Here is a 22,080-nt window from a genome sequence, read left to right on the forward strand (position 1 = left end):
GGTGAGTCCAACACATTGTTCTCACCCAAACAATGACCTGCAATCATGGTTTAGTGGAACTCCAACAGCTCAGGTACGTCGTGGCGATCGCCGAGGAGCGCAACTTCACGCGAGCAGCAGAACGCTGCTTCGTCGTGCAATCAGCACTGAGCCACCAGATCAAGGCCCTCGAACAGGAACTCGGCACGGCACTGTTCGTGCGCTCATCCCGTCGGGTGGAGCTGACCCCCGCCGGCGAAGCCTTCCTCACGGAAGCACGCGCCAGCCTCGCAGCCGCCGACCGTGCCGTGGCGGTCGCTGCCGAGGCCGTGGGCCAGGTCCGCGGAAGCCTATCGGTAGGTGTCATCCCGACGGTCACAGCCGTCAGCGTGCCCGACATCATCGCGGCCTTCCACGCCAGCCACCCCCACGTGGACCTCACCGTGCGGGGCGGGGGAAGCAATGAGTTCATGCGCGACCTCGGCAGCGGGAGACTCGACGTGGCCTTTCTCGGCGTGGACGCCGACGTCGCCCCAGCGTCCGGACTCACCGCGCACGAGATCGCCCGAGGGCGTCTCGTCGCCGTCATGGCGTCACAGCACCGGCTAGCGCACACGGGCACCCTGGCCCTGGCTGACTTGGTCGACGAGACGTTCATCGACTTCCCGGCCGGGTCACCAGGCAGACTCCAAGGCGATCGGGCATTCGCTGCCGCAGGCCTTCAGCGCCGCGTGGGCTTCGAGGCGATGTCGACCGAGTTCATGCTCGCCCTCGTCGAACGCGGGTTGGGCGTCTGCCTGCTGCCCGTCGAATGTGTGCCGGCTAACCCAGCGCTGCGAGCAGTTCCCGTGGCCGATGGCCCCTGCCGGGCTGAACTGCTCCCCGGGAGTTGGACTGAGAAATCAGTTCCGACTCCCGGGGAGTTCGTGATGGAGGCCAAGAGTTCGTTGTCATCGCAGGAGCGGTTGACGGCCGTAGAGTTCTTCGAGTCTGGTTGGGGCTCTCGCGCCGTGGCCACGCGGCTGGGCAAGAGCCGCTGGGCGGTGCGAAGTCTCTACCGACGCTGGAAACTGTCAGGCCGAGGAGCGTTGGTGGAGCCACCGAAGAAGTCCTACCCGTTCGAGGTCAAGCTTGAGGCCGCCCAGCGCTACCTGGCCGGTGAATCCAAGGTGGCACTGGCCGGCGAGTTCGGGGTGCCCTCACCGCCCCTGATCGCGACCTGGGCCAGAGTCCTGAAAGCCGAGGGGCCTGACGGGCTGCGCCCCAGACCCAGGGGCCGCCCGGCCAGGCCTTCGGAGCCGGTCTCGGAGCTCGAGGCGTTGCGCCGGGAGAACCAGCGCTTGCGGGCGCAGAACGCCTACCTGGGAAAATTGCAGGCCTTGATGGAGCAGCAACGTCGGCCAAGGTGAAGGCCGTCGTTTCCCTCAAGGCGCAGCACCGTCTGGGTGACCTGCTGGCCGCGGCCGGTCTGGCGCGCTCGACGTTCTTCTACCACCAGGCACGCCTCTTGGAGCCGGACCCGCAGGCCGAGCTGAAGACCGCGATCACCGAGGTGTTCACGGCCAGTCGCAAGCGTTTCGGGCACCGCCGGGTCTGGGCGCAACTACGCGCCGACGGGTGGGTCGTTTCCCGCAAGACGGTGTGGAAGCTGATGCGCGAGCTCGATCTGCGCTGCCCGATCCGCAGGCGCCGGTTCCGGTCCTACCGGGGTACCACCAGTCGCACCGCGCCCAACGTGCTGGACCGTGACTTCACCGTCACCGGGCCGAACCAGAAGTGGGTCACCGACGTCACCGAGTTCCACATCGGCCCGGACAAGGTGTTCCTCTCAGCGGTGATGGACCTGTTCGACCGACAGGTCATCGGCGCCACCATCGGCCCTTCCCCGACCCTGACGCTGACGAACTCCTCCCTGCAGCAGGCCCTGACCACCTTGGAACCGGGCCAGCACCCGATCGTGCACTCCGACCAGGGATTCCAGTACCAGCACGCCACCTGGCAGGAATTACTCGCACGGGTCGGTGCGACCGCGTCGATGTCCCGCAAGGGCAACTGCCTGGACAACGCCGTCATCGAGAGCTTCTTCGGTCACCTCAAGGACGAGTTGTACTGCGACACGTCCTTCACCACACCCACCCAGCTCACGACGGCCCTGCGGGACTACCTGGCCTGGTTCAACCACGACCGCCCCCACAGCAGCAACGAGGGCCTGGCCCCGGTGCAGTACCGGAACCAGACCCTCGCTGCCGCGTGAGACCCCGTACGCTCAAACCAGTCCAACTTCAGGGGGACAGTTCAGGCCGAGTACGTCGCGTGGGGCTCTTTCAATCCGAGCCCCGCGTCTCGGGCGTTCATCGAACAGGTCAAGGAATCAATCGCCCTGCACATGGTCGGCTGATGCCGGTCCCATCGATCAACGTCTCCGGTCAGTACAGCTACGCCCCGATCTGCGTCCGCACGCTGAACAGCTCGGGGAAGAAGGTCAGGTCCAGGGCGCGCTGCAGGAAGCCCACGCCCGAGGAGCCGCCGGTGCCGGTCTTCATGCCGATGACGCGCTGCACGGTGCGCAGGTGGCGGAAGCGCCAGACCTGGAAGTTCTCCTCCAGGTCCACCAGCTCCTCGCAGGCCTCGTAGATGTCCCAGTGCTCGCCGGCGTTCTCGTAGATGCGGGTGAAGACGGCGGTGAGCTCCGGGTCCTCCTCGTGGGCCACGGTCACGTCGCGCTCCAGCACGCGGGTAGGCATCTCGATGCCGCGGCGGTGCAGGCAGCGGATGAACTCGTCGTAGAGGCTGGGTGCCTCGAGCAGCTCGGTGAGCAGCGCGTGGGCCGCGGGGTCGGCCTCGTGCACCGGCAGCATCGCGGCGTTCTTGTTGCCCAGGGCGAACTCCACGGCCCGGTACTGCCAGGACTGGAAACCGCTGGAGTGGCCCAGGGAGTCGCGGAACTCCACGTACTCGCTGGGGGTCAGGGTCGCCAGCACGCTCCACTGCTCGGTGAGCGTCTTCTGGATGTGCTTCACCCGGGCGATCCGCTTGAGCGACATGCGCATCTCGTCGGCGGCCAGCAGCTCCATCGCCGAACGGATCTCGTGCAGCACCAGCTTCAGCCACAGCTCGGAGGTCTGGTGCTGGATGATGAACAGCATCTCGTCGTGGTGCGGCGGCTGGCTCACCGGGTGCTGGGCGGAGAGCAGCCGGTCGAGGTTCAGGTAGGAGCCGTAGCTCATGTCCTCGCGGAAGTCGGTGTGGATGCCGGCCTCGACGTCGCGCGTGTTCTCCACGGGTCCTCCTGCTGGGTGCCGGCACCGCGGGTCCGATGCCGTGTGGGCGCGGTCACCCTAGCCCGGCCGGCAGGCGCCCCGGGCGGGGAAGGCGGTCCGGTGGTCTCCAGGACGTTCCCGAGGGTGCGGCGGCGCGTGCCCGCATCGCGTCCGCCACCTAGCACCTGGCCCTGCGCCACTGGGCTGGTCGCGACGCAGTGTGCCTGCTGTACGGCGCGCAGACGAGGAGCGCGGTTGAGGATTAGGTCGGGGAACTGGCGGGACGATGGACTTTGCGCGGTCGGCCATGGCCAAGATCGCATCAGGCCCTCCCTCCGAGGAGCCGTCGGTTCCAGGGCGGGCGAGGAGGGATCCATGAGGATCGCCAGTGTTCTGCTCAGCACGGCATCCCGGGCGTGCTGCCGCTGCTGGGCGTCTCCGCCCTGCGCACCACCGTGTTCATGGGGCAGCTGGCCTACGCCGCCGTCTGGTACCACGACCGCTTCGGCCTGGACTCGGTCGCCTTCGCCCAGGCGGTGCTCTTCCTCGCCGGGGCCGCCTGGGTGGCGGTGGCCTGCACGGTCCTCGTGGCACTGGGCCACTCGGTGGTGGCCGCCGGGCTGGCGCTCGGGGGCTGGCGGGGTGTGGCCGTGGCTCGCCGTCACGATGCTCGCCTGCCTGCCGTGCCTGGCGCGGGCCCGTGGCACCCTGCGGGGGTGATCGACGCGCTCTGGGCCCGGGTGACCGCCACCCAGCCGCCGCTGCACCCGGTGGCCTCCCTGGCCCTGGTGGGCCTGGCGCTGGCCGTCACCTGGAGCCCGGCCGGCCACCACGTGGTGCGCCACCTGGTGACCGTGGTGCACGAGGCGGCGCACGCCCTGGTGGCGCTGTCGGTGGGGCGCCGGCTCTCCGGCATCACCCTGCACCGCGACACCTCGGGGGTGACCGTCTCCCGCGGCCGCCCGCGCGGGCCCGGCATGGTGGCCACCCTGGCGGCGGGCTACCCGGCGCCGGCGCTGCTCGGGCTGGCCGGCGCCGCGGTGCTCGGGGCGGGGTACGCCGCGGCCTGGCTGTGGGCGCTGGTGGCGCTCTGCGTGGCGATGCTGCTGCTGGTCCGCAACGGGTACGGAGTGCTCACGGTGGTCGGCATCGGTGGGGTGGTCGGGGCGCTCTCGTGGTGGGCGCCGGGGTGGCTCGTCACCGCTGCGGCGCACGTGACCGTGTGGGGGTTGCTGCTGGCCGCGCCGCGGGCGGTGCTCTCGCTGCAGGAGGGGCGCTCGCGGGCCCGGCGTCGAGGGCGACGGGGCACCGACGACGCCGAGCAGCTGGCCGGGCTCACCGGTATCCCGGGAGGGGTGTGGGTGGGGTTCTTCGGGCTGGCGTGCCTGGCCTGCCTCGGCCTGGCGCTGTGGTGGACCGGCCCCCGCTGACCGCTCGCCGCTGCCCCGTACGGAGGATCCTTCCCGCCAGTCGGTGGTCATGCGCCAACGTGCCGGGGTGCCTCGACTGGGAACAACGCACAGGCCCCCGTTGTTGATGTGTCACGAACTCCCGCTGCGGACCCAGGAGGAACCATGCAGTTCGGCATCTTCACGATCGGTGACCTCACCACCGACCCGACCACCGGCCGCACGCCCGCGGAGCACGAGAAGATCACGAACACCGTGGCCCTGGCGCAGAAGGCCGAGGAGCTCGGGTTCGACGTCTTCGCCACCGGCGAGCACCACAACCCGCCGTTCGCGGCGCCGGCCAACCCCGCCGTGCTCATGGCCCACCTGGCGGCGACCACCGAGCGCATCCAGCTCTCGACGGCCACCACCCTCATCACCACCAACGACCCGGTGCGCCTGGCCGAGGACTACGCCTACGCCCAGCACCTGGCCGGCGGCCGCATCGACCTGATCATGGGCCGCGGCAACACCGGCCCGGTCTATCCGTGGTTCGGTCAGGACATCCGCGAGGGCATCCCGCTGGCGCTGGAGAACTACCAGCTGCTGCGCCGCCTGTGGCGCGAGGACGTCGTCGACTGGCAGGGCCGTTTCCGCACCCCGCTGCGCGGCTTCACCGCCACGCCCCGCCCGCTGGACGGCATCGCGCCGTTCGTCTGGCACGGGTCCATCCGTAGTCCTGAGATCGCCGAGCAGGCCGCGTTCTACGGCGATGGCTTCTTCCACAACCACATCTTCTGGAACATCGAGCACACCCAGCAGATGGTGAACCTGTACCGCCGCCGCTTCGAGCACTACGGCCACGGCGCCGCCGACCAGGCGATCGTCGGGCTGGGCGGTCAGGTGTTCATGGCCGAGACCGAGGTCGAGGCCAAGCGCGTCTTCCGCCCCTACTTCGACGTGGCCCCGGTGTACGGCCACGGCCCGAGCCTGGAGGAGTTCACCGCTGCCACGCCGCTGACCGTGGGCACGCCCGAGCAGGTCATCGAGCGCTACCTCTCCTACGCCGACGCCGTGGGCGACTACCAGCGCCAGATGTTCCTCGTCGACCACGCCGGGCTGCCCTTCGACACCGTGATGGAGCAGCTCGAGATCCTGGGCCGCGAGGTCGTGCCGGTGCTGCGCCGCGAGTTCGAGGCCCGTCGCCCGGCGCACGTGCCCAGCGACCCGCCCACCCACGCGAGCCTGCGCGCCCGCGTCGAGGCCGGAGAGACCGACCTGCCCCACCTGCAGGTCCAGCCCGGGCGCGCCCCGGTCGCGTCCGACGGCCCGACCACGGACCAGGAGGTGTCGCAGTGACCCGTCGCATCGTCGTCGTGACCGCCGGCCTCTCGCAGCCGAGCTCCACGCGCCTGCTCGCCGACCGCATCGCCGACGCGGTGTGCACGCAGGTGAGCGCGCGGGGCGAGGAGGCCGCCGTGGAGTTCGTGGAGCTGCGCGACCTGGCAACCGACCTGGCCGCCGTGTTCACCACCGGGGTGCCGCCGGCGTGGCTGACCACGGCGCAGGAGCAGGTCTCCTCCGCCGACGCCCTGGTGGCCGTGACCCCCGTCTTCTCGGCCAGCTACAGCGGGCTGTTCAAGATGTTCTTCGACGCGCTGGGCACCGACGCGCTCAACGGCATGCCGGTGCTCATCGGCGCCACGGCCGGTACCCCGCGGCACTCGCTGGTGCTCGACTTCGCGATGCGGCCGCTGTTCACCTACCTGCGGGCCGTCGTGGTGCCCACCGGTGTCTTCGCGGCGACGGAGGACCTCGGCGGGCAGGGCGGCGACGGGCTGGCCGGGCGCGTGACGCGGGCCGCTGCCGAGCTCGCGGCCTTGGTGGTGGCCGAGGGCGGCACGGTCGCTGGTCTCGGGGCCTCGCCGGAGGAGGCGGCGGCCGGGCGTGGCGCGGGCGGCACGTCGCCCCGTCGCACGGCCGGCACCGCGGTGGAGCAGGAGGTCACCCCCTTCGAGGAGATGATGCGCGGCCTGGGCCAGTAGGCCCTCCGCCGCGGCCCTTTCTCCGATTTGGTCCCCTGATGTGGTCCACCTCGTCGCGACACGCCGCGTTTCCCGGCAACTCGCAGTCATCAGGGGACCAAATCGGGGAGGGGTGCCCCGTGCGAGGGTGGAGCCATGCGCATCGAGGTCGTCTGCCTGGGGAACATCTGCCGCTCGCCCGCCGCCGAGGCCGTGCTGCTGCACGAGCTCGCGGAGGCCGGCATCGAGGACGTGGAGGTCACCTCGGCGGGCACCGGCGGCTGGCACGTGGGTGACCCGCCGTACCACCTGAGCAGCGCCGAGGGGGAGCGGCGTGGCTACTCCTTCGGGACGGTGGGGCGCCAGCTGCACCCCGAGGACGTCGGCGCCGCCGACCTCGTGGTCGTGATGGACGAGTCGAACCTCGACGACGTCCGCTCCCTCGTGCCGGTCGACGACGACCCGCGCAAGGTCGTGATGCTGGGCGCCTTCGCCTCCGGTGCCGCGGACGAGGGCGCGCGAGCCGTGCCCGACCCGTACGGCCAGGACGCCCCGGCCTTCGCCGAGATGTACGACCAGATCGAACCCGCCGTCCGCGGGCTGGTCGAGGCGATCGAGGCCGACCGGGTGGACGAGGTGCTCGACCGGGAGGCCCCACGCGCATGAGCGGCACCCCGAGCACCGGGACGACCGGCATCGAGGAGCGCGACGGGCAGCGGGTGTTCGTCAAGCGCCACGACGACCCGCCGCACCGGCTGCTGGAGTTCGAAGCGGTCGGCCTGCGGGCACTGCGCGGTGCCGGGGCGCGGGTGCCGGAGGTGCTGGAGACCGCGCCCACCCGGCTGGTGACGCAGCTCGTCCCCGGGCCCGCGGCATCGCGCACGCCGGCACAGGAGGAGCAGTTCGGCCGCGAGCTCGCCGCGCTGCACCGGACGACGCGGCCGGCATCAGACGGAGGCGGAGAAGGGGTTGCCACCGTGCGTGATTCCGCGCGCCCGGGCGGTTCCACGGACGGCGTCACGGTGGAGGGGATCAGCGGCTACGGCGCGATCGACGGCCACCCGGTCGGTTGGCTGGGCGCGTGCGACATCGACCTCACGCCCTGCGACACCTGGGCGGAGTCGCTCATCGAGAAGCGCGTCGTGCCGCTGGCTCGCCAGGCCGCCGGCGCCGGGGCGCTGGACCCCGCCGGTATCGACCTGGCCGAGCGGCTGACGGCGGACGCGCTCGGGCCCGCCGAGCCGCCCACCCTCGTGCACGGGGACCTCTGGGCCGGCAACCGGATGGTCGACGACGCGGGGTGCTCGTGGCTCATCGACCCCTCGGCGCAGTACGGCCACCGCGAGCAGGACCTGGCCATGATGCAGCTCTTCGGCGGCTTCACCGAGCGGGAGCTCGCGGCGTACTGCGAGGCCTTCCCGCCGACCGACGGGTGGCGGGAGCGGATCGGCACCCACCAGCTGGTGCCGCTGCTGGTGCACGCCATCCTCTTCGGTGGCGGCTACGGGTCGCAGGCGATGACGGTGCTCCGCCGCGCCGTGAGGTGATCGCCGCAGGGTCCCCGGGGGAACCTGACGCGGACAGATGCGGGCCAACGCGGCGAAGGGTGGGGCAACGCGCCCTCGACAGCGCGTCACCCCACCCTTGACCGAGTCAGCCAGCGGTTGACCGCGTTGGGTCAGTGGCTGGGTCCCTCGCCTTCGCCGTGGTCGTGGCCCGCGTGACCGTGACCGCCGTGCTCGCCCTCCTCCTGGGCGGCGAGCTCCGGCACCTCCGCGTCCACACCGTTGAGCTCGTTCGGCTCGTGCTCCAGCTTCGCGCTGTCGGTGACCTTCCACTCCTCCAGATCGATGCGGTGCACCTCCTTGGTCTTCGGCTCGGTCACGAAGGCGGTCTCGCCCATCACGTGCAGGGCCGGGCCGGGCTGCTGCCAATCGGCCTTCTCCTTCCACGTGCCGATGACGGGCAGCTTGTCGGTGACCTTGCCGTTCTCCACGTCGATGCGGTGCAGCGCCCCGTCGTAGCCGAGGATCAGGCCGTCACCGTCCGACATCCGCCCCAGCGAGCGGAACCAGTACGAGGTCCCCAGGTCCACCGTCTTCATCTCGGCGGTCCGGGTGTCCACCAGCGCCACCTGCTCGGTGCGCTCCACCGGGTCGGCGTCGGGGTCGGTCTTGAGGTCTGCGAAGGCGATCGGCGAAACCTCGCTGCCGCGCTGGTTGCCCATGCGCGAGTACTCGCCCGGCCCGTCCACCTTGGTGAACTTGCCGTCCTTCCAGATGACCATGCCGTCCTCGCACCCGAAGGTGATGGCGCCCTTCACCTCGGCCTCACCGTGCACGCCGGGGCACTCGTCGGTGGAGGCGATCTCCTTGCCCTTCGCGTCCAGTGCCCGGATGCCGTCGACGCTCTCCTCGGTGCCGTCGGTCACGAGCATGCCGCCGTCCTCGGTGGGCACGGCCACGCCGTGGTGCGGGGCGTCGGCCTTCCAGTCCTTGGTCTTCGGGGTCACGCCGGAGATCAGCGAGGAGGCCTCGAACTCCTTCACCTGCCCGGTGCCGTCGGCCCAGGTGAGGACGCGGCCGTCGTGGTGCGTCACGTGGCCCGGGTGGTCGCCCTCGATGGAGATCTCGGTGCGCACCGGGTCCTTGGCGTAGCTGTGCGAGTGGTCGCCGTGCGGCTGGCTGAAGACGCCCAGGTCGAGCATCTGCCAGTGGCTCGACTCGGACAGGGCCAGGTGGCGGCCGTCGCCGATGTCGCTCAGACGGGTGAAGCCCTCGGCCTCCAGCGGCTCGCCGACCGGCTCCAGGGACTTGGCGTCCAGCACCTGCACACCGCCGTCGAAGGTGTACGCGATGCGGGGCTCGGGGCCCGCGGTCTCGACCGGCTGCGCCTCGGCGGCGTCGTCGGAATCACCGACCTCCTCACCGGAACCGCTCTCGCTGCCTTCACCGGACTCGTCGGATCCGCTGCTCTTCTCGCCCTCGGACCCCTCGCCGTCACCGGACTCGGCACCGCTCTCGGCGGCGCTGGTCTCCGTGTTCTTGTCGGCGTCGGAGGAGTTGTCGTCGGAGCCGCAGGCGGCCAGCAGGGTCGAGCCCGCGAGGCAGGCGGCGAGGGCGATTCGGGGCCGGGAGTGTGTGAGAACGATTCGCATGGGTGGACCCTAGCGGTCTGCGAACTCTTCGCAAGAACGAGCGGCCCGGGGCGTCGGCCCGCCTCGGCGCCCTGTCCGGCACGGCTCCACCAGCAGAAATGTGTCTGCGTTCCAGATCCGTGGGCCCGGGGCCGGTTTCTGGAACGCCGGCACACTTTGCGGGGTGCAGCCACCGCCCGCACCCCGCGCTGCACCCGCCCCGGGCCCGCCACCCCACCCGCACACGGCGGAGGGCCGCCCCGCTCGGGGACGGCCCTCCGTGCGCTGGTCAGGAGCCGCACGGACGCGGCCCCTCCCGGTCAGTGCTTGCCGGGGGTCCTGCTCACGGCCGAGACCGCGTTGATGATGCCGTGACCGTAGAAGCCGTTGAAGGCCTCGTCGCCCTCACACACGGCGGTGTACTCGTCACCCAGACCCGGGTACACGAGGGTCTCGGCGTCGCAGGCGCGCTCGTGGGCCGACTCGGCCACGACCGAGTCCACGCGCTTCGGCTGCATCTTCTTGCCGCCCAGCTTCTTGTCGGGCTGGCCCTTGGCGTCGATCGCCAGGGCGGCCACGCCGGACACGTGCGGGGAGGCCATCGAGGTGCCCTGCATGTACTGGTAGTACGCGATCTCGCCGTCGGGGGTCTCCTCGCGGACGACGAAGTCGCTGGTCGGCATGCCGTCCTCGTCGATCTCGCCCTCCTCGCGCAGCACCTCCTCCGGCGCGGCGGCCAGGATCAGGTTCTCCGGGCGCTCGTTCTTGTCGGTGCCGAAGAAGTCACGGAACGCGCCACCGGGGGCCGCCACGTGGATCTGCTCCAGGCCGTAGTTCGAGTAGTAGGCCTTCATGCCCGAGGGGCCCACGGCCGAGACGCCCTGGGTGCCGTAGCCCTCCACCGGCAGGTCGAGGCAGGAGCTGTCGATGGTGCGCTCCTTCTCGCTGCCCTCGGGGAAGTCCGGGCTGGAGTCGTCCGTGGTCACCTTGCCGAGGTCCAGGGCGGAGTTGCCCAGCGAGCTCACCAGCGTGATGCCGTTGTCCTTGGCGTACTTCAGCGCACGGTTGGTGGCCTCGATGGTGAACTGCTGCTGCGCCTGCTCCTCGGGGCTGTCGGCCTCGTTGTCCGGGCAGTTGAAGGCCCACGGGTCGATGTAGTAGCTCATGTTCACCACGTCGACGCCGGCGCTCGGGGCGTAGGTCAGCGCCTCCAGGGTGGGCTCCAGGAAGAAGTAGCCGCTGTCCTGGCCACCGCGCAGGTTCACCAGCTCCGCCTCGGGCGCGACGCCGACGATGCCGTGGCCGTTGCGGGCCGAGGCGATGGTGCTGGCCACGTGGGTGCCGTGACCGCCCTGATCGATGTCGGCCGGGTCCTTGCAGCCCTCGTGCTCGCACTCGCCGTCGATCTCGGGCAGGTCGGTGGTGAAGTTCCGCGACAGCTCGGCGTTGAAGTTCGCCCGGACGTCCGGGTGGTTGCCGTCGATGCCGGTATCGATCACACCGACGCGCACCCCCTTGCCGGTGGCGGTGCGGTGCGCCTCGGGGGCGTCGATCATGTCCAGGTTCCACTGGCGGTCGCTCAGCGAGTCGCCCTCGGGCACCGGGCCGGGCTTCGGCTTGCCCTTCCCCTTGCCCTGCCCCGGGTTCGCCGGGATGCCGTCGTGGCCCTTGCCGCGGCTCTTCTCCGTGGCCGGGTGGTCGGCGCGCTTCGAGCGCAGGGTCTCCACCTCGTCGGCGCGGGCCACGCGCTCGGCCACGTCGTCACCGGGGGTGTAACCGACGATGCGGTCGTTCATGACACCCGCAACGGCCGGGTTGCCGGCCACGAGCTCCGACAGGTTGGCCGGCGCGTTCACCGTGTAGAGGCCGATGGCGTCGTTCACGTCGGTCACCTCGCCGCCGGCGGCCTCGACGGCCTCGCGGACGGCGGACTCCTTGGCGCCCTCGGCGCCCAGCACCAGCTGGCGGGTGGTCTCCTCGTCCGCGGTGACGCCCGCGGCGGTGGACCAGGGGGAGCCGGCGGCCTGCGGGGCCGCCTGGTCGGAGCCGGTGAGGGGGCCGGCGGAGACGCCGGTGCCACCGAGGGTGCCGGCCATGGCGATGGCGGCGAAAGTGGCGCCGAGGCGGAGCGTGGAACGGGACATGCGTGGTCCTTCCCAGGAGTGTGTGGGTGAACGAACGGTGGGACGACCGTCCGGTGCCCCAGACCGTAGGTCGCCCCACCGTTTCCTGACCCGTTCAGGAAGGTTTCGTTATGCAAGCGTGACGCATCGTCACGCGGTGTCCTCTGCCGCGGCGATCAGGCGCGGGGCGACACCGCCTGCAGGCCGGGCACGCCGTCCTCGATGCGGAAGCTCGCGTCCGTGCGGGCCGCCGCGCCGGGGGTGGAGACCTGGTCCAGCACCCGGAAGTCGGCCGTCATCGCCTCGGGGGTGATGGTGGTGCGCACGTAGCCGCGCAGGTTCCGGTAGTACCGCAGGTGCTCGTTCCACCCCATGATCGGGTCGGTCTCGGTGGCGTCGCCGTTGCCGGTGGAGGTGATGGAGGAGCACACGAGCTCGCTGCCGACGACCTGGTCGGCGTCGACCTCCTCGCCCTCGAAGTCCGCCAGCACGTCGGCCGCCCAGTGCCGGTGCACGTCGCCGGTGAGCACCACCGGGTTGCGCACGCCGGCCTCCATCCAGCCGCGGGTGATGCGGTCGCGGGAGCCGGTGTAGCCGTCCCAGCCGTCCATGGAGTTGTGGTCCAGCTCCGGCTCCACCTTGCCGTCGCGCTCGGCGAAGAAGACCTGTTGGCCGAGCACGTCCCAGCGCTGCGTGGACCTGCGGAAGCCGTCGAGCAGCCAGGCCTCCTGCTCGTCCCCGGTGAGGGTGCGCGAGGGGTCCAGTCGGTCGGCGCAGTTCGTGTCCCAGCCGTCGCCGCAGGCCTGGTCGTCGCGGTACTGGCGGGTGTCGAGCATGTGGAAGTTCGCGAGCTGTCCCCACTGCACCCGGCGGTACAGCTGGGTGTCGATGCCGCGGGGCAGCGAGCGACGGCGCAGCGGCATGTTCTCGTAGTAGGCCCGCATGGCGGCCGCCCGGCGCTCGAGGAAGTTCGGCTGCGGGATGTGCGGCTTCTCGTGGATCTCGTCGGCCCAGTTGTTGTCGACCTCGTGGTCGTCCCAGACCACCAGCCACGGCGCGATGGCGTGGGCGCTCCGGAGGTCCTCGTCGGTCCGGTACTGGGCGTGGCGCTGGCGGTAGTTGGCCAGGGTCTCGGTCTCCGGGCCGGCGTGGTCGCGGACGTTGCCACCGTCGATGACGTAGTCGCCGGAGCGGTACTCGTAGATGTAGTCACCCAGGTGCAGCACCAGGTCCGGGTGGTCCTCGGCCATGCGGCGGTAGGCGCCGAAGTAGCCGTGCTCGTACTGGGAGCAGCTCACGAACGCCATGGTCAGCGCGGCGGGCATCGCACCGGGGGCCGGGGCGGTGAGGGTGCGGCCGGTCTCGGAGACGTGACGGCCGGTCTTGAAGCGGTAGAAGTACTCGCGGCCGGGCTGCAGGCCGTGGAGCTCGACGTGCACCGAGTGGGCCGAGTCGGGCCGGGCCAGCTCGGTGCCGCGTGCGACGACCTTCCGCATGGCGGGGTCCGTGGCCACCTGCCACTGCACCGGGACCGGCCGGTTGGGCATGCCGCCGCGGCCGTCCTCGGCCAGCGGGTCGAGGGCCAGGCGGGTCCACAGCACCATGCCGTCGGGCTCCGGCTCACCGGAGGCGATGCCCAGGGTGAAGGGGTCGCGGTGGCCGGAGCCTGGCCGCGCGGGCCGGGGACCGGCGGCGGCGGTGCCGGTGGTGAGCGTGAGGCCTGTCAGGGTCGCGGCCGCGGTGGACCCGGCGAGGAGGGTGCGGCGGGGCAGGAGTGAGTTCATGCGCGGGACGCTATGGGCCCCAGTTGTTTTCCATGTGTTCACGGGATGTCTGCCGCGTGAACTCGCAGCGTCGGGCCGGTCAACCCCGCCCCGCGCCCCTCCTCAGCGGCGGCGCGTGGAGAGGGCGCGGTCGTCCTCGGCGTCGGGCACGAGCACCTCCAGCAGCATGGCCACGCAGGACACCACCACGGCGCCGAGGATCGCGGCCCAGAAGAAGGTCTCGACGTGGAAGTCCAGGCCCAGCGAGCCCGCTGCCCAGGAGAGCAGCCACAGCATCAGGGCGTTCACCACGAACGAGAACAGGCCCAGCGTCAGCACGATGAGGGGGAAGCTGAAGAACTTCACGATCGGCTTGACCAGGGCGTTGATGACGCCGAACAGCAGGGCCACGAGCAGGATGCTCAGCAGCCGCTCACCCAGCGAGCCGGTGTCGTCACCCAGTGCGATGCCGGGCACGACCAGCGACGCCACCCACAGGGCGACGCCGTTGACCACGATCTTGAGGAAGAAGTTGCTCATGCCCCGATACTCGCAGGACCGGGGCACGAGCAACCGTCTGGCAGGGGATGCCTCACTGGTGCAGCGGGAGGTCCCCCACCAGCTCCTGCAGCTCCTCGGCGGAGGTGCCGAACCGCTCCACCACGTGCAGCCCGTCCTCGCGGACCTCGATCACGGCGCGCTCGGTGTAGACGCGGGCCACGCAGCCCACGCCGGTGAGCGGCATCGTGCACTCGCGGACCAGCTTGGGCGTGCCGTCCTTGGTGGTCAGGTTCAGGAGCACGAAGGTCTGGCGCGCACCGAGCGGCCTGGTTCACCACGCTGGCGGGGCTGGCGAAGGCGACGAAGGGCTCGGTGCGCAGGTCGCCCAGCGAGACCTCCTCGGCCCCGGCGAGCGGGTGGTCGGCCGGCACCGCGAGCACCAGGGGCTCGCTGGCCATGACGTGGGCCTCGATGTCGTCGTCGCCCACCGGCGGGCGCAGGAAGGTCAGGTCGAGCGCCCCGGAGCCCAGCCTGTCCACCTGCTCGCGGGTGAGCAGGTCGGACTGCACCTCGAGCACGACGTCGGGCAGTGCCGCGGCCAGCGCCCGGGCCACGCGGGGCATGAGGGCGGTCCCGGCGAGGCGGTGACCCGGGCGTTCGGTGTGGTCCGGGTCACCGTTAGGTTGAGCCCATGAACGATCGGACCGAGGCCACCTCCACCACCGACCGGGTGCGGCTGCGCGACGCACTGGACGCGCTGCCGGCGTACAAGCCCGGCAAGCCGGCGCCGCGGGTGGAGGGTCTGACCAGCTACAAGATCAGCTCCAACGAGAACCCTTACCCGCCGCTGCCGAGCGTGCAGCAGGCCGTGGCGGACGCCGCGCAGAGCTTCAACCGCTACCCGGACATGGGGGCCACCGCGCTGCTGGAGGGCATCGCCTCCCACTGCGGCACCAGCCCGGCGAACGTCGCCGTCGGAACGGGCTCGGTGGGTCTGCTTCAGCAGCTGGTGCAGATCACCTGCGAGCCGGGGGACGAGGTCGTCTACGCCTGGCGCTCGTTCGAGGCCTACCCGATCGTCATCGGGCTGGCCGGGGCCCGCAGCGTGCAGGTGCCGCTGGACGCCGAGGCGCGGCACGACCTGCCGGCCATGGCCGAGGCGATCACCGACGCCACCCGGCTGGTCATCGTCTGCACGCCGAACAACCCGACCGGCCCGACCCTGCGCTCCGGTGAGCTCGACGACTTCCTGGCTCGCGTCCCGGAGGACGTGCTGGTCGTCATCGACGAGGCCTACCTCGAGTTCACCGACGCCGAGGACGTGCCGGACGCCCTGGCCGTGCAGCGCGCCCACCCGAACGTCGTCGTGCTGCGCACCTTCTCCAAGGCCTACGGCCTGGCCGGCCTGCGCGTCGGCTACGCCGTCGGCAGCGAGCGGGTGGCCGAGGCGCTGCGCAAGGCGGCGGTGCCCTTCGGCGTCAGCCAGCTCGCCCAGGACGCGGTGCTGGCCAGCTTCGGGGCCAAGGACGAGCTCGACGAGCGCGTGGCCCACCTCCGCGAGCAGCGCCGGGTGGTCGTCGACGCCCTGCGGGAGCAGGGCTGGGAGGTCCCGGACGCCCAGGGCAACTTCGTCTGGTTGCCGCTGGGCGACCAGTCGGTGGACTTCGCCGGTGCCGCGGCGCAGCAGGGCCTGGTGGTGCGCCCGTTCGCCGGTGAGGGCGTGCGGGTGTCCATCGGCGAGAACGAGGCGAACGAGCGCTTCGTCGAGCTCTGCCGCGAGTGGATGCAGCGGTCCGCCTGAGACCCCCTGACCGTGGGTGGGGCGTCCCGTCCCACGTAGTAGCGTGACCTGAGCCACAGACTGCCGTCGGGCAGGCCCTGTGCGCGCCGAGGCAACAGCCCAGCACCGAGGAGAGACAGTGAGCGACCCGACCGTCGCGGCCGAGCAGGCTGCCCTGCAGGAGAGCGCCGAGCGCGCCCCCCAGGCGGACCAGCAGGCCCCCGTCGACATCACGGACGGTGGACCCGAGATGGTCCAGTTCCTGACCCCGGAGGGGGAGCGCGTCGAGACCGAGGTGAATGCGCCCTACGCGCAGTACCTCGAGGGCATCGACTCCGAGACCCTCAAGGCGATCTACCGCGACATGGTGCTGGTGCGCCGCGTCGATGCGGAGGGCTTCGCCCTGCAGCGCCAGGGCGAGCTGGGCCTGTGGCCCTCCCTGCTGGGCCAGGAGGCCGCCCAGGTGGGCATGGGCCGGGCCCTCAAGCCGCAGGACTACGTGTTCCCGGGCTACCGCGAGCACGGTCTGGCGTGGACCAAGGGCGTCCAGCCGGAGAACCTGCTGGGCATGTTCCGCGGCGTGAACCACGGTGGCTGGGACTCCAAGGAGAACAACTTCCACCTGTACACGATCGTCATCGGCAACCAGATGCTGCACGCCACCGGCTACGCCCGCGGTGTCCAGCTCGACGGTGCCTGGGCGACCGGCAACCCGGCCAAGGACACCGCCGTCGTGGCCTGCACCGGTGACGGCGGCACCTCGCAGGGTGACTACAACGAGGCGATGGTCTTCGCCGCCGTGGCCAAGTCCCCGACCGTCTTCTTCGTGCAGAACAACCAGTGGGCCATCTCCGAGCCCACGCACCGCAACTTCACCATCGAGCCCTACAAGCGCGCCGCCGGCTTTGGCTTCCCCGGCGTGCGGGTGGACGGCAACGACGTCCTGGCCTCGATCGCGGTGGGTGCCTGGGCGCTCGACCACGCGCGCTCCGGCAAGGGCCCGGTGCTCGTGGAGGCGTTCACCTACCGCATGGGTGCGCACACCACCTCGGACGACCCGACCAAGTACCGCGAGGACGCGCAGGTCGAGGCCTGGCGCAAGAAGGACCCGATCGACCGGCTGAAGAAGCACCTGGTGGCCCGGGGCATCGGGGACGACGCGTTCTTCGAGGCCATCGACAACGAGGCCGACGAGCTGGCAGCGCGCGTCCGCAAGGCGTGCCAGACCATGCCGGACCCCGAGCTGAACACCATGTTCGACCACACCTACGCCGGCGAGCACGCCCCGCTGACCGAAGAGGGTCGCGCGTTCGTCGAGTACCACGCCGGCTTCGAAGGGAACTGAGCACATGAGCGCCAAGAAGATGACGCTGGCCAAGGCACTCAACGCCGGCATGCGCAAGGCCATGGAGGACGACCCGAAGGTGGTCCTGCTCGGTGAGGACATCGGCCGCCTCGGCGGTGTGTTCCGCATCACCGAGGGCCTGATCGACGACTTCGGCGAGGAGCGCGTGATCGACACGCCGCTGGCCGAGGCCGGCATCGTCGGCACCGCGGTCGGCCTCGCCCTGCGCGGCTACCGCCCGGTGGTCGAGATCCAGTTCGACGGCTTCGTGTACCCGGCCTTCGACCAGATCGTCAGCCAGGTCTCCAAGATGCACGCCCGCTCGCTGGGCCACCTGAAGATGCCGATCGTCATCCGCATCCCGTTCGGTGGCGGCATCGGCGCGGTGGAGCACCACAGCGAGTCCAACGAGGCCTACTTCGCCCACACGGCGGGTCTCAAGGTCGTCTGCGCCTCCAACCCGGAGGACGGCTACTGGATGATGCAGCAGGCCATCGCCTCGGACGACCCGGTGGTCTTCTACGAGCCCAAGCGCCGCTACCACGAGAAGGGCGAGGTCGACTTCGCCACGGACGGCCAGGCCGCCCTGGGGATGGACCAGTCCCGCGTCGTGCGCGAGGGCAAGGACGTCACCCTGGTGACCTACGGCCCGATGGTGAAGACCTGCATGCAGGCCGCCGTCGCCGCCGAGGAGGAGGGGCGCTCGCTGGAGGTCATCGACCTGCGCACGCTCAACCCGCTGGACCTCGGCCCGGTCGTCGAGTCGGTCAAGAAGACCGGCCGCGCCGTGGTGGTCCACGAGGCCCCGACCTTCCTGGGCATGGGCTCCGAGGTCGCCGCGCAGATCACTGAGCAGTGCTTCTACCACCTGGAGGCCCCGGTGGCGCGCTGCGGTGGGTACAACATCCCCTACCCGCCCAGCCGTTTCGAGGAGGAGTTCCTCCCCAACCTGGACCGCATCCTGTTCCACGTCGACGAGGTCCTGGCGCACTGACGCCGGGGGGAGGAACGGACATGAGCATTCAGCACTACGTGCTTCCGGACCCGGGTGAGGGTCTGACCGAGGCCGAGATCGTGTCGTGGAAGGTGAAGCCGGGCGACGAGGTCAAGGTGAACGACGTCGTCGTGGAGGTGGAGACCGCCAAGTCGCTGGTGGAGCTGCCGGTGCCCTTCGCGGGCACGGTCGTCGAGCTGCTGGCCCAGGAGGGCCAGGAGGTCGAGGTCGGCGCGCCGATCATCGCCATCGAGGACGGCCAGGGTGGCGGCTCCGCCCCCGCCGGTGGCGTCTCGTCGATGAACGCCGGCGGTGACGCCCCGGCGGCCGAGGCCCCCGCCGAGGCGGCTGCTGCACCGGCGTCGACCGGTGGCGGTGCGGCCGGTGGCGGCATCGAGCACTACGTCCTGCCGGACCCGGGTGAGGGTCTGACCGAGGCCGAGATCGTCTCCTGGAAGGTGAAGCCGGGCGACGAGGTCAAGGTGAACGACGTCGTCGTGGAGGTGGAGACCGCCAAGTCGCTGGTGGAGCTCCCGATCCCGTTCGCGGGCACCGTCGAGGAGCTGCTGGCCCAGGAGGGTCAGGAGGTCCCGGTCGGAGACCCGATCATCGCCGTGCGCACCGGTGCCGGTGCCCCGGCCGGCGGTGCCGACCAGCCCGCCGGTGGCCAGTCCGCCGGTGGTGAGGGCGGTGACGACGGCGAGGAGCGCGTGGCCAACCTTGTCGGCTACGGCGCGGTGGCGGGTTCCACCACGCGCCGTCGCCGCTCGGGCGCCCCGAAGCCCGCGGCCCAGCCGCCGGCCCCGACCCCGTCCGCGGGTTCGGGTCAGAACGCGCCGCAGGCCGCCGCCCCGCTGCACGACTCCGTGGGCCACGCGGCCTCCGGTGGCGAGCGTCCGAAGGCCAAGCCACCGGTGCGCAAGTTCGCCAAGGACAACGGCATCGACCTGCGGACCGTCGCGCCCACCGGGCCGAACGGCATCATCACGCGGCAGGACGTCGAGCAGGCGCTGGCCGGCGGCGGTGCCGCGGGTCAGGCGCAGGCCGCCCCCGCCGCGCAGTCCGCCCCGGCGGCGGCCCCGGCCGCGCCGAAGGCCGCTGCGGCCCCGATCGCCGCGGGCGAGCGCGAGACGCGCACCCCCATCAAGGGCGTGCGCAAGATGACCGCGCAGGCCATGGTGAACAGCGCGTTCACCGCGCCGCACGTCACCGAGTTCATCACCTTCGACATCTCGGCCACCATGGAGATGGTCGAGACGCTGAAGGCCGACCGGGCGTTCAAGGACGTCAAGGTGACGCCGCTGCTGCTGGTGGCCAAGGCCGTGGTGCTCGCCGCCAAGCGGAACCCGGAGATCAACGCCAAGTGGGACGAGGCCAACCAGGAGATCGTCCAGTACCACGACGTGAACCTGGGCATCGCGGCCGCGACGCCGCGCGGCCTCATCGTGCCGAACATCAAGGGCGCGCAGGAGAAGTCGCTGGCCGAGCTGGGGACGGACCTGGGTGAGCTGGTCTCCACGGCCCGCTCCGGCAAGACGCAGCCGGCGGACATGTCCGGCGGCACCATCACCATCACCAACGTCGGTGTGTTCGGGGTGGACTCCGGGACGCCGATCATCAACTCGGGTGAGGCCGCGATCCTGTGCTTCGGCGCGATCAACCGCCGCCCGTGGGTGGTCACCGACGCCGACGGCAACGAGTCGATCGAGCCGCGCTGGGTCACCGAGCTCGCGCTGAGCTTCGACCACCGCCTGGTGAACGGCGACCTGGGCTCCCGCTTCCTGGCCGACGTGGCCGCGCTGCTGGAGGACCCGGGCAAGGCGTTCGTCTGGTGAGCTGACGCGCTCGACCTGCCGCCCCGCCGCACGACCTCGGTCGTCGCGGCGGGGCGGTCGCGTGTCCGGTGCCCCTGCCGCGCCGGCGTAGCCTGCGCCCATGCAGGTGGTCGTGGGTGCGGTGATCGTGGACGAGCTCGAGCGACCCACCCGGGTGCTCTCGGCCCACCGTTCGTCCGAGCGGGATCTCGCCCCGATCCCCGGGGTGACCGGAGAGATCCCGCTGTGGGAGTTCCCCGGCGGCAAGGTGGACCCGGGGGAGGGTCCGCGCGAGGCTCTGCACCGGGAGCTGGCCGAGGAGCTCGGCGTGGTGGTGACGCTGGGGGAGGAGCTGACCCCGCCCGGTGGGGGTGCCTGGCCGGTGAACGACCGCCTGGAGCTGCGGCTCTTCCTCGCCCGCATCGAGCAGGACGATGCGCTGCCCGTGGACGAGTCCGGGCGCCCGGTGCCGGACCCTGCCTCTGCGCCCGACCCCTCCCACGCCGAGGTGCGCTGGCTGGAGCGCGACGAGGTGGTGGACCATCCATGGCTGCCCACCAACCTGCCGGCGGCCCGCGTCGTCGCGGCGCGGATGACGGACGCGTGAGGGGATCCGGGTGCGGCGACGGGTGTCTGGTGGGCCCCGGCAGATGAGGCGGCCGCCCGCCGGGCAGGGCACCCGGTGGTCCACACCGGTCACGCCCGGCGGCCCGACGCTGGGGCAGCTGGCGCTCTCGGCCTACGCGCCGATGCTCCTGTGGTCGGTGGCCCTCGCGGGGGTGCAGCCGGTGATGCCCCTCATCGCGCTGCGCCTGGGTGCGGACACGGGGCAGGCCGCGCTCGTCGTCGCGCTGCAGGGAGTGGCCGCGATGGTGGCGGGGCTGCCGGCCGGCCTGCTCACCGAGCGGATCGGCGAGCGGCGCGCCATGACCGGTGCCGGCGCACTGGGCGCGGCGGCGATGGCGCTGGTGCTCACCACCTCGACGGTGGCGGTGCTGGCGGTCGCCGTCGTGTTGCTGGGCATGGCCACGAGCGTGTTCATGCTGGCCCGGCAGAGCTACCTGACCACGGCCTTCCCGCGGCACCAGCTGGCGCGGGCGATGTCGACGCTCGGGGGCATGGCGCGGATCGGCTTCTTCGTCGGGCCGCTGCTGGGGGCGGTGGTCATCTGGCAGTTCGGCGTGCGGGGGCCGGTGGGGGTGTCGATCGGATTGCTGTGCGTGCTGTCGCTCACGACGCTGGGGCTGCCGCGGCTGCCCGGGGAGGCCACCGCGGGGCCGGCCCGTCCGCCGCGGATGCGGGGCGTCATCGCACAGCACCGCCGGGTGCTGGTGACGCTCGGGCTCGGGGTGGTGCTGTGCTCGGCCGCGCGCAGCTCGCGGACCGTGGTGTTGCCGCTGTGGGGTGACCACATCGGGGTGGACGACGGTGCCATCTCGCTGGTGGTCGGGTTGGCGGGCTTCGTCGAGACGCTCGTGTTCTACCCGGCGGGGCTGCTCATGGACCGGGTGTCGCGGCGGGCGAACGCCATCCCGTCGATGGCGCTGCTCGGGCTCGGCATCGCGCTGGTGCCGCTGACGGGGTCGGCGTGGGCGCTGGCCGCGGCCGCGGTGGTGATCGGCCTGGGGAACGGGCTGGGGTCGGGCCTCGTCATGACGCTCTCCGGGGATGTGGCGCCGCCAGCGGGGCGGACCTCCTTCCTCGCGGTCATGCGGGCGCTCTCCGACGGCGGGACGGCCGCGGGGCCGGTGGCCATCTCGGCGGTGACGGCGGCGATCGGCCTGGCCGGCGCGACCTGGGTGGCGGCGTGCTTCGGGTTCGCCTCGGTGGCGGCGTTCGCGCGCTGGGTGCCGCGGGAGGTGCAGGGAGGGCCCGCGCGGTAGCGGCAGGGGCGTGGCGGGCAGGCGGCTCGCCGTGCCGCCCGGCCGCTGCGAAGAAGCAGCCGCGGCGGTGGCAGGCGGCGTCGGTGGCCG

Annotated in this window: 17 protein-coding genes and 3 pseudogenes; 13 read left to right on the forward strand and 7 right to left on the reverse strand. The window is 71.6% G+C overall.

The annotated features are described in order from the left end of the window. Positions 1-32 precede the first annotated feature (32 nt). Together ACY8FT_RS10840 and ACY8FT_RS10845 are read left to right on the forward strand one after the other, a co-directional pair. Positions 33-836 (forward strand): annotated as a pseudogene (locus ACY8FT_RS10840) (LysR family transcriptional regulator); the annotation flags it as partial. 133 nt (positions 837-969) lie between these two features. Then, positions 970-2,233 (forward strand): annotated as a pseudogene (locus ACY8FT_RS10845) (IS3 family transposase). A gap of 181 nt (positions 2,234-2,414) precedes the next feature. Here ACY8FT_RS10845 and kynA read toward each other — a convergent pair. Next, positions 2,415-3,260, reverse strand: coding sequence for a tryptophan 2,3-dioxygenase (gene kynA, locus ACY8FT_RS10850; protein ID WP_462418900.1), 846 nt, complete (start codon positions 3,258-3,260; stop codon positions 2,415-2,417). 395 nt (positions 3,261-3,655) lie between these two features. On the opposite strand from kynA, the gene ACY8FT_RS10855 reads away from it, so the two are divergent. The 5 genes from ACY8FT_RS10855 to ACY8FT_RS10875 all read left to right on the forward strand — a co-directional run bounded on the left by ACY8FT_RS10855 (position 3,656) and on the right by ACY8FT_RS10875 (position 8,198). Then, positions 3,656-4,669 (forward strand): M50 family metallopeptidase, encoded by a 1,014-nt coding sequence (locus tag ACY8FT_RS10855; RefSeq protein WP_462418901.1) that lies wholly within the window; start codon positions 3,656-3,658, stop codon positions 4,667-4,669. 144 nt (positions 4,670-4,813) lie between these two features. Further along, positions 4,814-5,986, forward strand: coding sequence for a CE1758 family FMN-dependent luciferase-like monooxygenase (locus ACY8FT_RS10860; RefSeq protein WP_462418902.1), 1,173 nt, complete (start codon positions 4,814-4,816; stop codon positions 5,984-5,986). Further along, complete coding sequence (locus ACY8FT_RS10865; RefSeq protein WP_462418903.1) at positions 5,983-6,672, forward strand: CE1759 family FMN reductase; 690 nt, start codon at positions 5,983-5,985, stop codon at positions 6,670-6,672. Before ACY8FT_RS10860 ends, ACY8FT_RS10865 begins: the two co-directional genes overlap by 4 nt. Positions 6,673-6,807: 135 nt before the next feature. Next, positions 6,808-7,317, forward strand: a complete 510-nt coding sequence (locus ACY8FT_RS10870) for a low molecular weight protein-tyrosine-phosphatase (protein ID WP_462418904.1) — start codon at positions 6,808-6,810, stop codon at positions 7,315-7,317. Next, positions 7,314-8,198, forward strand: a complete 885-nt coding sequence (locus ACY8FT_RS10875) for a fructosamine kinase family protein (RefSeq protein WP_462418905.1) — start codon at positions 7,314-7,316, stop codon at positions 8,196-8,198. Before ACY8FT_RS10870 ends, ACY8FT_RS10875 begins: the two co-directional genes overlap by 4 nt. A gap of 131 nt (positions 8,199-8,329) precedes the next feature. On the opposite strand, the gene ACY8FT_RS10880 is transcribed toward ACY8FT_RS10875, so the two are convergent. The 6 genes and pseudogenes from ACY8FT_RS10880 to ACY8FT_RS10905 all read right to left on the reverse strand — a co-directional run. Then, a complete protein-coding gene (locus ACY8FT_RS10880; protein WP_462418906.1) occupies positions 8,330-9,808 on the reverse strand; it encodes a hypothetical protein in 1,479 nt (492 codons plus the stop codon). Positions 9,809-10,107: 299 nt separating this feature from the next. After that, the gene (locus ACY8FT_RS10885) at positions 10,108-11,931 is read right to left on the reverse strand and encodes a S8 family serine peptidase (protein ID WP_462418907.1); all 1,824 of its coding nucleotides are present in this window, start codon (positions 11,929-11,931) and stop codon (positions 10,108-10,110) included. Between the two features lie 155 nt (positions 11,932-12,086). Beyond that, positions 12,087-13,694, reverse strand: a complete 1,608-nt coding sequence (locus tag ACY8FT_RS10890; RefSeq protein WP_462418908.1) for an alkaline phosphatase D family protein — start codon at positions 13,692-13,694, stop codon at positions 12,087-12,089. A 102-nt stretch (positions 13,695-13,796) separates the two neighbouring features. After that, complete coding sequence (locus ACY8FT_RS10895) at positions 13,797-14,213, reverse strand: phage holin family protein (protein WP_462418909.1); 417 nt, start codon at positions 14,211-14,213, stop codon at positions 13,797-13,799. Between the two features lie 52 nt (positions 14,214-14,265). After that, positions 14,266-14,475 carry a hypothetical protein gene (locus ACY8FT_RS10900; RefSeq protein WP_462419100.1) on the reverse strand — a complete coding sequence of 70 codons (210 nt, stop codon included), beginning with the start codon at positions 14,473-14,475 and terminating at the stop codon, positions 14,266-14,268. Between the two features lie 40 nt (positions 14,476-14,515). Next, positions 14,516-14,923, reverse strand: a pseudogene (locus ACY8FT_RS10905) (LysR substrate-binding domain-containing protein); the annotation flags it as partial. Between ACY8FT_RS10905 and hisC the strand changes: the two are divergent. The 6 genes from hisC to ACY8FT_RS10935 all read left to right on the forward strand — a co-directional run bounded on the left by hisC (position 14,866) and on the right by ACY8FT_RS10935 (position 21,990). Next, positions 14,866-15,975: a histidinol-phosphate transaminase gene (hisC, locus tag ACY8FT_RS10910; protein WP_462418910.1), complete on the forward strand. Its 1,110-nt coding sequence runs from the start codon at positions 14,866-14,868 to the stop codon at positions 15,973-15,975. The pseudogene ACY8FT_RS10905 and the gene hisC overlap by 58 nt on opposite strands. Positions 15,976-16,093: 118 nt before the next feature. Continuing rightward, entirely contained in the window at positions 16,094-17,299 is a 1,206-nt protein-coding gene (gene pdhA, locus ACY8FT_RS10915; protein WP_462418911.1) for a pyruvate dehydrogenase (acetyl-transferring) E1 component subunit alpha, read from the forward strand. Positions 17,300-17,303: 4 nt separating this feature from the next. Next, complete coding sequence (locus ACY8FT_RS10920; protein WP_462418912.1) at positions 17,304-18,293, forward strand: alpha-ketoacid dehydrogenase subunit beta; 990 nt, start codon at positions 17,304-17,306, stop codon at positions 18,291-18,293. Between the two features lie 20 nt (positions 18,294-18,313). Next, positions 18,314-20,128 (forward strand): 2-oxo acid dehydrogenase subunit E2, encoded by a 1,815-nt coding sequence (locus ACY8FT_RS10925; RefSeq protein ID WP_462418913.1) that lies wholly within the window; start codon positions 18,314-18,316, stop codon positions 20,126-20,128. 100 nt (positions 20,129-20,228) lie between these two features. Beyond that, positions 20,229-20,714, forward strand: coding sequence for an NUDIX domain-containing protein (locus ACY8FT_RS10930; protein WP_462418914.1), 486 nt, complete (start codon positions 20,229-20,231; stop codon positions 20,712-20,714). 43 nt (positions 20,715-20,757) lie between these two features. After that, complete coding sequence (locus ACY8FT_RS10935) at positions 20,758-21,990, forward strand: MFS transporter (RefSeq protein WP_462418915.1); 1,233 nt, start codon at positions 20,758-20,760, stop codon at positions 21,988-21,990. Positions 21,991-22,080 lie beyond the last annotated feature (90 nt).

The sequence above is a fragment of the Kytococcus sp. Marseille-QA3725 genome (assembly GCF_054950055.1).